The organism is Blautia massiliensis (ex Durand et al. 2017), assembly GCF_001487165.1.
In the GTDB taxonomy this organism is placed as follows: domain Bacteria; phylum Bacillota; class Clostridia; order Lachnospirales; family Lachnospiraceae; genus Blautia_A; species Blautia_A fusiformis.
The window spans coordinates 1,375,626-1,390,981 of sequence record NZ_LN913006.1 but is presented as its reverse complement, the minus strand read 5'-3'; the positions used below and the strand labels follow the sequence as shown (position 1 = coordinate 1,390,981).

Here is a 15,356-nt window from a genome sequence, read left to right as displayed (position 1 = left end):
TATAAACTACAGGGAGATGTTGCTGATATGGTATTATATATCGGAAATCATACAAGTTCGTCCAAAGGCTATGCTGCCATGGGGCGTCAGATGCTGAAAAACGGCGGAAATACGTTCGCTTTTTTTACCCGCAACCCCAGAGGCGGCAAGGCAAAAGAGATCGATCCCGCAGATGTGGAAAGATTTCTGGAGCTTTCCGGGGAAAATCATTTTGGAAAGCTGGTGGCCCATGCACCGTATACTATGAATGCCTGTGCCGCAAAAGAAAATCTGCGAGATTTTGCAAGAGAGATTATGGCAGATGATCTGAAACGTATGGAATATACACCGGGAAATTATTATAATTTTCACCCGGGCAGTCATGTAGGACAGGGAACTGAGACGGGAATTGCCAAAATCGCGGAAATCCTCAATGATGTCCTTACAGAAGAACAGAGTACGACCGTCCTTCTGGAAACTATGTCTGGCAAGGGTTCAGAAGTAGGAGCAACGTTTCAGGAGCTTCGTGATATCATTGACAGGGTGGAAAAAAATAATAAACTGGGTGTCTGCCTGGATACCTGTCATGTATGGGATGGCGGTTATGATATTGTCCATGATCTGGATGGTGTTCTTGATGAGTTTGACCGGGTGATCGGCCTTTCCAGATTGAAGGCTGTTCATCTTAACGACAGTATAAACGGACTGGGCAGTCATAAGGATCGTCATGCAAAGATCGGCGAAGGTCAGATCGGCCTGGATGCACTTGTGAATGTGGTGTGCCATCCGGCTCTTGAGGGAATTCCCTTTATTCTGGAGACACCAAATGATGATGAAGGATGGAAAAGAGAAATTGCACTTTTACGAGAACGATATTTCATGAAAGGAGATTGATCCATGAAAAAGTTCAGATATTTTATCCTGGTGCTTGCCGGGGTGGCAGCGATGATGCTGGGAGGATGCAAAGATAAGGAAAAATACGACGAATCTGCTTTTCAGGATGACCTGGAACCTCTGAGTGAGGATGAAGTGGAGGCCATGGACCAGAATGGTGACGATGAGATGGCAGTAGCTGATGAAAGTGACCTGGAGCAGCTGCAGGATTCTGAAAATGCTGCAGGATCAGGAGACACAGATGGGTCCGCTTCATCGGATGCAGCAGACTCACAGAGCGAAAAGAAACTGGATGAAAATGGCACCTATACAGATAAAGATGAAGTGGCCCAGTACATTTATGAGTATGGCCATGTACCTTCCAATCTGACTGCTGCAGACTATGATAATGCAGACAGTATGCTTCCGGTAGAGGATGGCGTCACCTATCAGCAGTGCAGCCTTGATGATGCAGGGAAACAGAAGCTGATCTTCACTCAGGATGCAAAGCGCATTTATTACACAGACGATGACGGACAGTCTTTTGACGAGATCTATTAAAATCAAAAGAACAAAATAAGACCCCCGGATACAGATAAACGATCAGTATCCGGGGGATTTTGCATGTCAGGTCTGAGACTGATCAGTGGACCAGATTTTTCATTTCAGCTCCATCCATAAAAGTTTTTGCGTTTTCCAGGGTTGTCTCCGCAATATTGGTCAGTGCTTCTACCGTAAAGAATCCCTGATGTGAGGTCATGGTCACATTTGGGAAGGACAGAAGACGCTGGATCGTGGAAGTAGGAAGAATGCTGCTTGACATGTCTTCATATACATATGCGGATTCTTCTTCGTAAACATCCAGACCAACGGCGAAGAATTTGTGATCACGGATACCTGCGATCAAATCATCGGTTTTGATCAGTCCACCTCTGGAGGTATTTACAAGGATCACACCATCTTTCATTTTTGCAATCGTTTCGGAGTTGATCAGATGCTCTGTTTCCGGAGTCATCGGACAGTGCAGACTGATCAGATCACTGGTGGAAAGAAGTTCATCCAGTGAAACATACTCCAGAAAGTCAAGATTTTTATTAGGGAAAAGATCATAAGCAATTACCTTCATGCCAAAGCCGCGACAGATTTTTGCCATTGCCTGACCGATTTTTCCGGTGCCGATGATGCCGGCAGTTTTCTGATAAAAGTTAACGCCCATGAGACCGTTCAGTGCAAAGTTATTTTCACGGCATTTGATATATGCCTTGTGGGTGTGCCGGTTGGCGGTAAGTGCCAGTGCCATGGCGTGTTCGGCAACTGCTTCCGGAGAATAACCGGGAACACGTGCCACCTGGATCCCGCATTTTGCTGTAGTTTCCAGATCAACATTATTGTATCCGGCACAGCGCATCAGGATCAGTTTTACACCCTGGCGGTGAAGCTCTTCAATGACCGGTGCGCCAAGGTCTGCATTTACAAATGCACAGATGGCATCGTAGCCGTGGGCAAGAGCTGCGGTTTCTTCATGGATATTTGCTTCAATGAATTTAACTTCAATACCAGGATAGGACGGAAGCAGCTTCTCAAAAAATTCTCTATCGTAGCTCTTGGTGTCATAAAACAAAATTTTCATAATTGTTGCTCCTCTCTGGAAATAATTATTTTCCGAAAAAATAATACCATAATAGTAGGAATTTGGAAAGTGGGGAAAGCGATAAAATTTATCAAAAAAATGGTTTTGTTTTGGAATTATGATATCCATAATAAATAAAAATTATACGAAATACAAAAAAAGAGAGCATTTTATGCACTGTCATCTGATGGAACAGATGTTGTGATACATGAAAATGCTCTCTGTCTGGATATGAGATAATTATTCAGCCAGACTATAAAGATCAGAATAGAATTCCGGATAGGAGATGTTGACACATTCTCCATTTTTGATGGAAAGTGTTCTTTCACAAAGCAGTCCTGCTACTGCAAAAGACATGGCTACACGGTGATCCAGATGAGAATCGATCTCTGCGCCATGAAGGGCTTTTCCACCATGAATGATCATGCCATCTTCGGTTTCCTGGATCTCTGCGCCCATTTTCCGAAGATTTTCCGTCATAACCTGGATGCGGTCGGACTCTTTGACACGAAGCTCCTGTGCATCCCGGATAACAGTGGTTCCTTCTGCAAAAGCTGCCATAACGGCGATCATCGGAAGTTCATCGATCAGAGTAGGAATGATCGCGCCTTCTATTGTGGTCCCGTGAAGCGCAGAGGAGCGGATCAGAAGATCGGCAGTAGGTTCGCCCTCTGTGGTTTCATTGAGAAGAGTGATATCTGCTCCCATGGCCCTGCATACACGGAGGATGCCGTCACGGGTCGGGTTGATCCCCACATTTTTCAGAAGGATCTCACTGTTGGGAACAAGAAGACCTGCTGCGATAAAATAAGCTGCAGAAGAGATATCTCCCGGAACCAGGATCTCACGTCCGTAAAGAGATGGGTCCGGTTTGATAGATGCTGTTGTTCCCTCTGCGGTTACATTGGCACCAAAGTAATTCAGCATGATCTCCGTGTGATTTCTGGAAAGGACCGGTTCTGTTACACGGGTAATGCCGTCAGAGTACATTCCGGCAAGAAGTACGCAGGATTTTACCTGGGCAGATGCTACCGGAGAATTGTAGTGGATGGCATGGAGCTTTTTTCCGGAGATCTTAAGCGGTGCACATCCGTTTCCGTTGAGACTTATGATATCGGCACCCATTTGGGAAAGCGGAGTCATGATCCGTTTCATAGGGCGTTTCTGGATGGAAGCATCGCCGGTAAGCTCTGATACAAAGTCCTGTCCTGCAAGGATCCCGGAGATGAGGCGGGTGGTGGTACCGCTGTTACCGACGTCAAGAGTCTCTGACGGAGCACTGAGACCATGGAGACCTTTTCCGTGGACCAGGATCTCTCCTTCTGTATTTTCAATGTTAATACCCATTTTCCGGAAACAGGAAATAGTGGAGAGACAGTCTGCACCCTCCAGAAAATTTGTGATTTTGGTAGTGCCTTCTGCAAGAGAGCCGAACATGACAGCTCTGTGAGAAATGGATTTATCTCCGGGAATGGCAAGAGAGCCGGATAATTTTTTTGCTTTTTTGATTTCCATATTAGTACCTGCCTGTATTGTTATTTTTGAAATACATGGCAGCAGATCGGATATCTGCTGCCGTTTATATATCAGCGTTCGCAGATCTTGTAATTACGTTTTGTAAGAAGCACTTTAGCCTGCTCCAGAGCTGCGTCTGTATAAAATTCGATCTTCAGAACGCCATCTTCAAATTCTCGGTTGTGGATAATACCGATATTTTTGATGCTGACCTTTTCTGTTGCAAGGATGGTTGCGATGGTTGCAATGGCACCGGCCTCATCTGCCACATCGATATAAAGGACATAGGAGCGGGGGATCAGGCTGTTGTCTACAATGTCAATGGAGTCACGGTAATCCTTGGAGCTTGCAAACATGTCAAAGATGTTGTCAGCTTCTTTGTTGTCAATGGAACAGCGGATCTGGATCAGCATACGGATAAATTCATCCAGAACCGTGGAAATGTTTTTCTGATTTTCCAGACAGATCTGTTCCCACATAACCGGTGAAGAAGAGGCAATACGTGTGATATCACGGAAACCGCCGGCTGCGATCATTTTCATATACTGGGCGTCGTTATCCAGAAGATTTACAAGATTTACAAGAGCGGAGGCTACGATATGAGGAAGGTGGCTGACTCCTGCCGTGATGAAATCATGTTCTTCTGCAGTGATAACAAGGGGGATCGCACCAAGAGAGGAGATCAGTTCTGTGAAATCAGAAATCTTTTCCAAAGCAACTTCTCCTCCCGGAGTGATGATATAATAAGCATTTTCCAGAAGATGATCACTGGAATTGGAAAAACCGCTGCGTTCGGAGCCTGCCATAGGATGACCGCCGATGAAGCGTCCTTCAAGTCCGAGCTCGGTTACTTTTTCGTGGATAACACTTTTTACACTGCCTACATCTGTGAGGATACAGTTCTTTCCAAGAGAATCTTTGATCTTTTCCATGTATTCCACATTAAATTCTACAGGTGCACAGAGAAAAAGATAATCACAGTTATATAACTGCTCATCGTCAATATCACAGATCCCGTTGATCACGTTTAAACTGACTGCCTCTGCCAGAGCACTTCTGTCTTTGTCAAAGGCAAGCAGGCGATAATCCGGGTGAAATTTTCGGATGGTTCTGGCAATGGAGCCGCCGATCAGTCCAAGGCCGATAAAACCTATGGTTTTCATAGTACTTCAGAGTCCTTTCAGGTTACTTTTTACTTTTATTCTTTAATAGTGTAAATCACGACTATATTGTAAAAGAAAGTGTGAAAAATGTCAACAAATGTTAGCGGAAACAGGAAGGCCATTTTTGTAGCTGTTTACCGGTAATGTTTTGCGAACAGGGAAGAGTAATAGAAAGTTACTGTTCATTGGTAATATTCCGCGAGGTGTTTTTTGTGAGCGAAGGTCACGGAAAACCCGAGACATACCGCGCGAATTTATGTGATCAGCATAAATTCTGTGCATCGCGAAGCGTGTTGCTGAGAACGGAGTGAACAGTAACAATAGAAAAAGGCTTGAGAAATCGGAGATTTCGGACGTATAATATAATAAGAAAAAAACAATATAAGATACAGAGGAGAATTTATCATGAAATATCAGTCAGTTATGGATCTTCACACACATACCGTAGCCAGCGGACATGCATACTGCACACTTCGCGAGATGGCCAGGGCTGCTTCCGATAAAGGTCTTGAACTCCTGGGAATCACAGAGCATGCACCGAAAATGCCCGGAACCTGTCATAAGTTTTATTTCCAGAATATAAAGGTAGTACCCCGTGAAATGTACGGGATCCAGCTGCTTCTGGGTTCGGAGGTAAATATCCTGGATGCGGCGGGAACGGTAGATCTTGAGCAGAAAACCCTGGAGAAGCTGGACGTGGTCATTGCAAGTCTTCATGTTCCATGCATCAGACCAGGCAGCAGACAGGAGAATACGGAGGCCTATCTTAATGCTATGAAGAATCCGTGTGTCAATATCATCGGACATCCGGATGACGGAAGATACGAGGTTGACTATGAGGCGCTTGTACAGGGCGCCAGAGAATACGGTAAAGTCCTGGAGCTGAACAATCACTCCATGGACCCTGACTGTAACCGTGAGAATGCAGTAGAGAATGATACCATCATGCTGGAATACTGCAAAAAATATCGGGTACCTGTGGTTATGGACAGTGATGCCCATTTTGATCTTCTGATCGGGGAATTTGATCTTGCCAGAGACCTTCTGACTAAACTGGATTTTCCGGAAGAGCTGGTACTGAACCGTTCTGTGGATGCCGTGAAAAAGTATGTAAACCGGAAATTCTGAAAGATAGACGACTGTTCTGTATTAATTGACGGTAATACGAAAAACTTTCTGAAAAAAAGTTGTCAAAATTGAATAAAATACTTGAAATTTGCATGGAAATTTAGTAAAATGTGAACATATTAAGTAAGACAAACAGGGAGGTATTACATATGGACGTTTTCAGAACAGACCGAATCAGAAATGTAGTCCTATTAGGTCATGGTGGCGCAGGCAAAACAACGCTGGCTGAGGCAATGGCTTATCTGGCAGGTATGACAAGCAGACTCGGACGTGTTGAGGATGGCAATACTGTCAGCGATTATGACAAGGAAGAAATAAAGAGACATTTTTCCATCACAACTTCTCTGATCCCGGTACCATGGGATAAGATGAAGGTAAATGTACTGGATACTCCCGGATACTTCGATTTTGTGGGAGAAGTTGAGGAGGCAGTCAGTGCCGCAGATGCAGCGATCATCGTTGTTTCCGGTAAGGCCGGTGTTCAGGTTGGAACACAGAAGGCATGGAATCTCTGCGAGAAATATAAACTTCCGCGAATGATCTTTGTTACAGATATGGACGTGGATGATGTCAGCTATCGTGAGGTCGTGGAAGAGCTGACAGAGCTGTACGGCAAGAGGATCGCTCCCCTTCATTTCCCGATCCGTGAGGATGGTAAGTTTGTAGGTTATGTCAATGTTGTGAAGCAGGCAGGAAGAAGATATATTGATAAGGCCGGCAAGGAAGAATGCCCGGTTCCGGATTATCTGACAGAATATCTTGAGAAATATCATGAAACTCTGATGGAGTCTGTTGCAGAGACAAGCGAAGAATTTATGGACCGTTATTTCGAGGGAGATACCTTCTCCGTAGCGGAGGTTTCCGCCGCTATTGCAACCAATGTACAGGATGGAAGTATTGTTCCGGTATGCATGGGATCACCGGTGAACCTTCGCGGTGTATCTAACCTTCTGGATGATATCTGCGGTTACTTCCCAAGCCCAAGCGGACGTTCCTGCAATGGTATCGCACAGAAGACTAACGAGATCTTTGAGGCCAATTATGACTTTGCCAAGGCAAAATCCGCCTATGTATTTAAGACTATCGCGGATCCGTTCCTTGGTAAATATTCTCTGATCAAGGTATGCTCCGGTGTGCTGAAATCCGATGATACACTTCTTAATGTAGAGAAAGGAACAGAGGAGCGTGTAAACAAGCTTTATGTCATGGAAGGTTCCAAACCGATCGAAGTTCCGGAGCTTTTTGCAGGGGATATCGGTGCCATTGCCAAGCTTGGCAGTGTACAGACCGGTGACAGCCTTGCAACCAAGGCGAATCCAATCCTTTATCCAAAGGCTATACTTTCCACACCATATACATATAAGAGATTTAAGGCAGTGAAAAAGGGCGACGAGGATAAGATCGCACAGTCCCTTGCCAAGATGATGACAGAGGACAGAACACTGAAGGTTGTCAATGACAGTGCAAACCGTCAGAGCCTGATCTACGGTATGGGTGATCAGCATCTTGATATCGTTGTCAGCAAGCTGAAGGAGCGCTATAAAGTGGATGTGGAGCTTTCCAAACCGAAGGTTCCGTTCCGTGAAACACTCCGTAAGAATTCAGATGTAGAAGGCAAACATAAGAAACAGTCCGGCGGACACGGACAGTATGGCCACGTTAAGATGCGCTTTGAGCCATCTGGCGATCTGGAGACACCTTATGTATTTGAGCAGGTAGTTGTAGGTGGTGCAGTTCCGAAGAACTACTTCCCGGCTGTTGAGAAGGGACTTCAGGAATGTGTTCTCAAGGGACCTCTGGCTGCATATCCGGTTGTTGGTGTGAAGGCAACCCTTTACGATGGATCTTATCATCCGGTAGATTCTTCTGAGATGGCATTTAAGATGGCAACTATCCTTGCCTTCAAGAAGGGCTTTATGGAAGCGTCTCCTGTACTTCTTGAGCCGATCATCTCCATGAAGGTTACAGTTCCGGATAAATATACCGGTGATGTTATGGGAGATCTGAACAAGAGACGTGGTCGTGTTCTCGGAATGAATCCGGACCACGAAGGAAATACCATCATTGAGGCAGATGTTCCGCTTCTTGAAATCTATGGTTATTCCACTGTCCTTCGTTCCATGACCGGTGGAAGCGGAGATTTCTCCTATGAATTTGCACGCTATGAGCAGGCTCCTAATGATATCCAGGAGAAAGAGATCGCGGCACGCGCAAGCAAGGTTGACAGTGCTGACGAATAAACAGAGATATTTTTTGAGGGCAGAATAAAGAGTTGACAGGCTGCAGCATTTGCTGTAGCCTGTTTTTAGATGCGTTCGTGAATAAGCAGTCAGAAAAACGAATTGCGCTCATACAGGTTATTGAAGTATGAGCAAAAAAGAAAAGAGAGAGGACAAAAAATGTTAGTATGTGATTATATCGTGGAACAGATTGACGGAGATTATGCACATTTGAAGCGTGTGGATCAGCCGGAGGAGGAACTGAAAGTAGTTGCCAGAGCATTACTTCCGGCAGAAATCTATGAGGGCTGTGAGCTTCATTATGAGCTGATGCAGTATTCAATGAAATGATAAGGCTGCAGGATATCGCGGATATGGCAGGTGTCAGTCGTACAACCGTATCCAATGTGATCAATGGAAATACAAAACGGGTTTCACAGAGCACCATTGACCGGATCACGGCGATTCTGAAGGAGCAGAATTATGTTCCCCACATGGGATCTGTGATGCTATCCGGACACGGCTCAAGGATCATTGGAGTGGTTCTTGGTTTTTCCTTCATTCATGGTATGCAGTCTCTGCAGGATTCTTTTGTGGGAGAGATCACCGGAACGCTGCAGGTCGAAGCAGAAAACAGAGGCTATTATATTATGCTCATTGGCGGTGAACGGATCGATAATGTGGTAGATATGGCATCCCGTTGGAATGTAGAGGGTCTTATCATTATAGGGTATAATGAAGAACAGTATCATCAGCTTTCCAGAAAGCTGAATAAAAAAATGGTATTGATCGATGCCTATCCGAAGGGTGGATATAGCTTTCAGAATGTAGGAGTGGATGATTATTCCGGCGGATATCAGATTGGGGAATATCTGCATTCCTGTGGATACCACCGGGCACTTTTTGTTGCGGAAACAGAGCAGGACAGTGATTATGCCAGATGGCTTGGATTCAAACAGGCTATGGAAAAAAATGGCGGCTTCTGCAGCCGCTCCCGCTATGTGGTGGTTCCCCAGGAACCCCGGCGCAGACTGAAAAAATATGAAGAGCTGCTGCCTCATTTTCTGGAGACAAAGGCTCTGGCATTTTCTTCGGATTACACAGCTGTGGAGGCCATCAATTTTTTTACAGACAGGGGAATTCGGATTCCGGATCAGATTTCCATTACCGGCTTTGATGATAATTTTTATGCGCAGATCGTCAGGCCAAAGCTGACCACCATTCATCAGGATGTTCATCAGAAAGCAGTTCTGGCCTTGCGGAAGCTGCTTCTTATGGCAGAGGGAAAGGAACCTGCCGAAAAAAATGTAAAAAGCCCTGTCTGGCTTGTAAAGAGAGATTCTGTAAAAGAGTAGCAGGATCTCTTTTTTTATGTTGTGATGACTTTTCCTGGCACATCATCGAAATACGGTTGGAAATTATTTTTAGAGGCCAGTAGTGCTTTATTGTTAAAACTGCATAAAAAAAACAGAAAAGTTTGGCAGTAATTTAAGTTTCACGAGAAACTTATTGATTTTAAAGGTGGGATAGGATATGCTGATTTCAGAATCAACAGAAAAAGGAGGCAATTTACCATGAAAAAAAACTGGTGGAAAGAAAGCGTGGTATATCAGATCTACCCGAGAAGTTTTAAGGACAGCAACGGAGACGGAATTGGTGATATTCCCGGGATCATAGAAAAACTGGACTATCTGAAAGAACTGGGAGTAAATGTTCTCTGGATCTCACCCATGCTGGAATCTCCGCAGGATGACAATGGCTATGATATTTCCGATTACCGCAGGATCTATAAAGAATATGGAACCATGGAGGATTATGAAAAGCTTCTTGAAGAAGCGCATAAACGGGGCATTAAGATCCTCATGGATCTGGTCGTAAACCATACTTCCGATGAACACAACTGGTTTATTGAAAGCAGGAAATCCAAAGATAATCCTTACAGGGATTACTATATCTGGAGAGAGCCGGTGAATGGAAAAGAACCGAATAACTGGGGAAGTGCGTTCGGAGGACCTGCATGGGAGTATGATCCTCAGACAGAGATGTATTATCTTCACCTGTTTTCAAGAAAACAGCCGGATCTGAACTGGGAAAATGAAAAGGTTCGTCAGGAAGTTTACGATATGATGAATTTCTGGTGTGAAAAAGGAATCGACGGTTTCCGAATGGACGTGATCAGCATGATCTCCAAGGATCAGTCATATCCGGATGGAGAAATGAATGGAGGATTATACGGTGATTTTGGTCCTTACTGCGTCCATGGCCCGAGGATCCATGAGTTTCTTCAGGAAATGAACAGAGAGGTTTTATCCCGATACGATGTGATGACAGTTGGAGAAACCTCCGGTGTGACTATCGAAGAGGCACAGAAATATGCAGGTGAGGACAGAAATGAGCTGAACATGGTGTTTCAGTTTGAGCATGTAGAGGGCCAGGGATCAGACCATGGTAAATGGACTACCGAGAAATACGATTTCCAGGAATTTAAAAAGGTTATGATCAAATGGCAGGAAGAGCTTGCGGGAAAAGCATGGAACAGTCTGTTTCTTGGAAATCATGACCAGCCAAGAAGTGTTTCCAGATTTGGAAATGATAATCCGGCATACAGGGAAACTTCAGCCAAGATGCTGGCAACCTGTCTTCATATGATGCAGGGAACTCCTTATGTTTATCAGGGAGAAGAGCTTGGAATGACCAATGCTTATTTTACAGAGCTTAAGGATTATCGTGATATCGAGAGTATTCAGTATTTCCATGAATATACAGAAGCAGGTATTTATACACCGGAATATATGATGAAGTGCCTGATGCTGAGAGGACGTGACAATGCCAGAACACCAATGCAGTGGGAGGATTCTCATCAGGCCGGCTTTACGGAGGGAACGCCATGGATCAGGGTAAACTCTAATTATAAGGAGATCAATGCGAAGCAGCAGCTTTCAGATCCGAATTCTATTTTCCATTATTATCAGAAGCTGATCCGTTTAAGAAAAGAAAAACCAGTGATCGTTTACGGTGTTTTTGAGGCACTTTACAGAGATCATGATCAGATTTTTGCATATACCAGAACTCTTGAGGGAGAGAAGCTTCTCACAGTCTGCAATTTCAGTGAGCATGTGGCAGAAATGGAAATTCCGGAAGAATTTCAGAAAAATGCAGAATGTCTGATCACAAATCTTGGAAGAAAGGATTTTGGAAAGAAAGTGGTCCTGAAACCTTATGAGGCATTTGTTCTTTACAGAAATCTGTAACAGGAGAGGGAAAAATGATAAAAAAATATGTATATGGAGAGCCCTTTGAGACTGAGGCACTGACAGAAAACATTGAGACAGCAGAAGGAAAGCCAGGATATGGAGAAATCTGTGCAGAAGATGGATTTTCTTTTACTTATATCATGGATGAAGAGGATATCGTCTACGGATTGGGAGAATCCAACCGCGGTATCAACAAGAGAGGATTCATTTACACCAGTAACTGTACCGATGATCCGGAGCATACAGAGGATAAACATTCCCTGTACGGTGCACATAATCTTATCATTGTGTCCGGAAAAGAAACCTTTGGAATGTTTTTTGACTATCCGGCAGCGATCACCTTTGACATTGGCTATACCAGAATGGATACCATGAAGGTAACCTGCGAAAATGCAGACCTGAAGCTTTATGTGATTGAAGGGGAGAGTCCCTATGATATTGTAAAGCAGTTCCGTCATGTGATCGGAAGAAGCTATATCCCGCCGAAATTTGCCTTTGGATTTGGCCAGAGCAGATGGGGCTATACTACAAAAGAGGATTTCCGGAAGGTTGCAGCTGGATATCGTGAAAATCATATTCCTATTGATATGATCTATATGGATATTGATTATATGCAGTCTTATAAGGACTTTACATTAAGTGAAGAGAATTTTCAGGATTTTCCGGAATTTGTAAAGGAACTGAAGGATCAGGATATCCGTCTGATCCCGATCATCGATGCCGGCGTCAAGGTAGAGCCGGGATACGATGTTTATGAGGAGGGTGTCAAAAACCGCTACTTCTGCCAGAGAGAGGACGGCAGTGATTTTGTAGCTGCTGTATGGCCGGGGGATACTCATTTTCCGGATGTATTGAACAAAGATGCCAGAAAATGGTTCGGTGACAAATACCGTTTCCTGATCGAGAAGGGAATCGACGGTTTCTGGAACGATATGAATGAGCCAGCGATCTTCTATTCCACAGAGGGAATGAAAGAGGTCAAAGAGCTTGCAGGAGAATTTGCAAAAGATACGGAAGGAAAGATCCATATCTGGAAGATGCAGAGTGCACTTCGCAATGTTGCAAACAATCCGGAAGATTATCGGAGATTTTACCATAATGTGGATGGCAGAAAGATCCGCCATGACAAAGTCCATAACCTGTTTGGCTACAATATGACCAGAGCAGCAGGGGAGGCTTTTGAACGGATCGATCCGGAAAAACGTTTTCTGATGTTCTCCAGATCATCCTATATTGGTATGCATCGTTATGGTGGGATCTGGACCGGCGATAATAAATCCTGGTGGGCTCATATCCTTTTGAACCTGAAGATGATGCCATCTCTGAATATGTGTGGTTTCCTGTATGCAGGAGCAGATCTGGGTGGATTTGGCGCTGATACAACAAGAGAACTGCTGCTTCGTTTCCTGGCACTTGGAGTATTCACACCGCTGATGCGTGATCATACAGCGATCGGTACCAGAGAGCAGGAATGCTACCAGTTTGAAAATGTGGAAGATTTCCGTCATGTGATCGGTGTAAGATATCGTCTTATTCCATATCTTTACAGTGAATATATGAAGGCGGCTCTGAACGATGATATGTATTTCCGGCCGTTGGGCTTTGTTTATCCGGAGGATAAGATTGCTGTACATGTGGAAGACCAGCTGCTTCTTGGAAATGAGATCATGATCGCTCCGGTTTATGAACAGAACGCAAGAGGCCGTTATGTATATCTTCCGGAGGAGATGAAGTTTGTGAAATTCCTTCCGGATGGAACCATTGCAGAGGAGATCCTTGAAAAGGGTGTTCATTATGTAGAGGTGGCACTGAATGAGATTCCGTTGTTTATCCGGAAGGGAAAATGTATTCCGGTTGCAGAAGCAGCGGAATGTGTGGCAGCTCTGGATACAAAAAATATGCAGCTTCTCGGATATGAAGGTGCGGAGTATACCTTATATGAGGACGATGGGGTCCATAAGGATTACGACAGAGAAGAAAATTACCGTGTTCTGAAAAAATAAAGTCAGCAAAATGAAATATAAATTTCTGTGTTACATCATTTACGTTAAACAGTATAAAGAATACAGGATGTGAACAGTTGATAAACAGAAAAGCCGTAAGTATATGTGAAAGTTTCTTAAACATATATCTTACGGCTTTTGCTATTGCTGCTTTACATAAAATATTTTATGTAAAGTAATTCGCATTCTGTTTAAATAACACTTCAGAAAGATTTGTTTATGCTTCTTCCTCAATCTGGATAACATTTTTCAGTACAGAGCAGCATGCCATGTCACCGATAACATTGACACAGGTGGCGCCCATATCACAGAGGGTATTGATACTGATATAAACACCAAGAACTCCGGCAGGAAGTCCGGCCATAGTTGCCAGTGCTGCGAAAGATGCGATAGCACCACCGGGAACACCTGGAGTACCAACGGAAAGCAGTACGTTTGCAAGAAGGATAATGATCATAAGAGGAATACTTACATGGATCCCGCAGGCGTTTGCAAAGAACATGATCATAAAGGACATCAGGATAGATACAGCATCCATATTAACGGTAGCACCAAGAGGAATGGCGATGCTGGTGATCTGGTTGGATACGCCCATTTCTTCCTCCATACACTGCTTGCTTAATGGAATGGTTGCGGAGCTTGAGCAGGTTCCGAAGGCATTCAGTGCTGCTGGCAGGATCGCTTTCAGGAATTTCAGCGGACTCTGTTTGCCGATCAGCTTTACAGAGAGACCGTACACTACAATAGCGAAGCCAAAGAATGCCACATACAGAATGACAAGCTGTGTTGCAAGGGAAATGATCGTTTCAGTTCCGTTGGCTTCCACAACCGGTACGATGGTACAGAAAACACCGATGGGTGTAAAGTACATGATGGTTGTGATGATCTTCAGGCATACTTCATTGATGGAATCAATCAGATTCAGGAATGGAGTTCCTTTTTCACCGACTGCGATCAGTGTGAAACCGATGATCAGGGCAAACACCAGAACCTGGAGCATGTTTCCGTCAGCAAATGCGGCGATTGGGTTGGAAGGGATCAGGTTTTTCAGGGTGTCAAGGATACTGCTCATTTCTGTAGCCTGGATATCGGCTGTTGCCATCTCAAATTTGACTCCCTTTCCGAGATGGATCAGTCTCGGGATGATCAGTCCGCACAGGCTGGCAAGTGCCGTTGTGCAGAGAAAATAGATCATGGATGCTGCAGTGATCTTGCCGGTAGTACGTGCGTTTCCGATGGAACAGATTCCAATGACAATGGAACAGAAGACCATGGGAAAGATCATCATGTTCAGGGCGTTCATGTAGATACTTCCGATCAGACTGGTCACAGTGAGGACAGGTTCAAACCGTCCGGCCAGGAAAAGTCCTGTGAGGATACCCAGGATCAGTCCTGTAAAGATCGCACCGGTAATATGCTTCCGGTACCAGGAATAAAAAGATTTCATTTATGTGTTCCCTCCTAAGATAAATATGTATGGTATGTATAATATAGGAAAATACATGCAGGAAATTATATCATGTGAAAAAAGAAGCGTCAACTAAACCAGGCCAGGATTGCAGGTTCATGTATATTTTGATGGAAAAGGGCTG

At 44.3% G+C, this 15,356-nt stretch carries 12 protein-coding genes; 8 read left to right on the top strand and 4 right to left on the bottom strand.

The genetic code is table 11. From position 1 onward, the window contains the following. Window positions 1–27 precede the first annotated feature (27 nt). Both BN3261_RS07405 and BN3261_RS07400 read left to right on the top strand, forming a co-directional pair. Window positions 28–873, top strand: coding sequence for a deoxyribonuclease IV (locus tag BN3261_RS07405; protein ID WP_022426503.1), 846 nt, complete (start codon window positions 28–30; stop codon window positions 871–873). A gap of 3 nt (window positions 874–876) precedes the next feature. Continuing rightward, on the top strand, window positions 877–1,413 hold the full coding sequence (locus tag BN3261_RS07400) for a ribonuclease domain-containing protein (RefSeq protein ID WP_022426502.1): 537 nt from the start codon (window positions 877–879) through the stop codon (window positions 1,411–1,413). An 82-nt stretch (window positions 1,414–1,495) separates the two neighbouring features. Here BN3261_RS07400 and BN3261_RS07395 read toward each other — a convergent pair whose 3' ends face one another. The 3 genes from BN3261_RS07395 to BN3261_RS07385 form a co-directional block, all read right to left on the bottom strand. After that, entirely contained in the window at window positions 1,496–2,482 is a 987-nt protein-coding gene (locus tag BN3261_RS07395) for a 2-hydroxyacid dehydrogenase (RefSeq protein WP_022426501.1), read from the bottom strand. Between the two features lie 240 nt (window positions 2,483–2,722). Then, entirely contained in the window at window positions 2,723–3,997 is a 1,275-nt protein-coding gene (gene aroA / locus BN3261_RS07390) for a 3-phosphoshikimate 1-carboxyvinyltransferase (protein ID WP_022426500.1), read from the bottom strand. Between the two features lie 71 nt (window positions 3,998–4,068). Continuing rightward, window positions 4,069–5,160, bottom strand: coding sequence for a prephenate dehydrogenase (locus BN3261_RS07385; protein WP_015525209.1), 1,092 nt, complete (start codon window positions 5,158–5,160; stop codon window positions 4,069–4,071). A gap of 405 nt (window positions 5,161–5,565) precedes the next feature. On the opposite strand from BN3261_RS07385, the gene BN3261_RS07380 reads away from it, so the two are divergent. The 6 genes from BN3261_RS07380 (at window position 5,566) to BN3261_RS07355 (ending at window position 13,764) form a co-directional block, all read left to right on the top strand. Then, the gene (locus BN3261_RS07380) at window positions 5,566–6,288 is read left to right on the top strand and encodes a phosphatase (RefSeq protein ID WP_015525208.1); all 723 of its coding nucleotides are present in this window, start codon (window positions 5,566–5,568) and stop codon (window positions 6,286–6,288) included. A 149-nt stretch (window positions 6,289–6,437) separates the two neighbouring features. Beyond that, window positions 6,438–8,528: an elongation factor G gene (locus tag BN3261_RS07375; RefSeq protein ID WP_022426499.1), complete on the top strand. Its 2,091-nt coding sequence runs from the start codon at window positions 6,438–6,440 to the stop codon at window positions 8,526–8,528. A gap of 159 nt (window positions 8,529–8,687) precedes the next feature. Next, complete coding sequence (locus BN3261_RS07370; RefSeq protein WP_015525206.1) at window positions 8,688–8,858, top strand: hypothetical protein; 171 nt, start codon at window positions 8,688–8,690, stop codon at window positions 8,856–8,858. After that, entirely contained in the window at window positions 8,855–9,862 is a 1,008-nt protein-coding gene (locus tag BN3261_RS07365) for a LacI family DNA-binding transcriptional regulator (protein WP_021652638.1), read from the top strand. The genes BN3261_RS07370 and BN3261_RS07365 overlap by 4 nt, the downstream gene beginning before the upstream one ends. A gap of 219 nt (window positions 9,863–10,081) precedes the next feature. Beyond that, entirely contained in the window at window positions 10,082–11,758 is a 1,677-nt protein-coding gene (locus BN3261_RS07360; RefSeq protein ID WP_022426497.1) for a glycoside hydrolase family 13 protein, read from the top strand. Between the two features lie 14 nt (window positions 11,759–11,772). Continuing rightward, window positions 11,773–13,764: a glycoside hydrolase family 31 protein gene (locus BN3261_RS07355; protein WP_022426496.1), complete on the top strand. Its 1,992-nt coding sequence runs from the start codon at window positions 11,773–11,775 to the stop codon at window positions 13,762–13,764. Window positions 13,765–13,981: 217 nt separating this feature from the next. Here the strand turns inward: BN3261_RS07355 and BN3261_RS07350 are convergent, their stop codons facing one another. After that, on the bottom strand, window positions 13,982–15,211 hold the full coding sequence (locus BN3261_RS07350) for a dicarboxylate/amino acid:cation symporter (protein ID WP_021652635.1): 1,230 nt from the start codon (window positions 15,209–15,211) through the stop codon (window positions 13,982–13,984). Between the last annotated feature and the right edge of the window lie 145 nt (window positions 15,212–15,356).

Bases quoted from the DNA above. Each gene is read 5' to 3' on its own strand.
- BN3261_RS07360 (WP_022426497.1), top strand. From the start codon at position 10,082: ATGAAAAAAAACTGGTGGAAAGAAAGCGTGGTATATCAGATCTACCCG.
- BN3261_RS07405 (WP_022426503.1), top strand. From the start codon at position 28: ATGGTATTATATATCGGAAATCATACAAGTTCGTCCAAAGGCTATGCT.
- BN3261_RS07395 (WP_022426501.1), bottom strand. From the start codon at position 2,482: ATGAAAATTTTGTTTTATGACACCAAGAGCTACGATAGAGAATTTTTT.
- BN3261_RS07365 (WP_021652638.1), top strand. From the start codon at position 8,855: ATGATAAGGCTGCAGGATATCGCGGATATGGCAGGTGTCAGTCGTACA.
- BN3261_RS07350 (WP_021652635.1), bottom strand. From the start codon at position 15,211: ATGAAATCTTTTTATTCCTGGTACCGGAAGCATATTACCGGTGCGATC.
- BN3261_RS07385 (WP_015525209.1), bottom strand. From the start codon at position 5,160: ATGAAAACCATAGGTTTTATCGGCCTTGGACTGATCGGCGGCTCCATT.
- BN3261_RS07370 (WP_015525206.1), top strand. From the start codon at position 8,688: ATGTTAGTATGTGATTATATCGTGGAACAGATTGACGGAGATTATGCA.
- aroA (WP_022426500.1), bottom strand. From the start codon at position 3,997: ATGGAAATCAAAAAAGCAAAAAAATTATCCGGCTCTCTTGCCATTCCC.
- BN3261_RS07380 (WP_015525208.1), top strand. From the start codon at position 5,566: ATGAAATATCAGTCAGTTATGGATCTTCACACACATACCGTAGCCAGC.
- BN3261_RS07375 (WP_022426499.1), top strand. From the start codon at position 6,438: ATGGACGTTTTCAGAACAGACCGAATCAGAAATGTAGTCCTATTAGGT.
- BN3261_RS07355 (WP_022426496.1), top strand. From the start codon at position 11,773: ATGATAAAAAAATATGTATATGGAGAGCCCTTTGAGACTGAGGCACTG.
- BN3261_RS07400 (WP_022426502.1), top strand. From the start codon at position 877: ATGAAAAAGTTCAGATATTTTATCCTGGTGCTTGCCGGGGTGGCAGCG.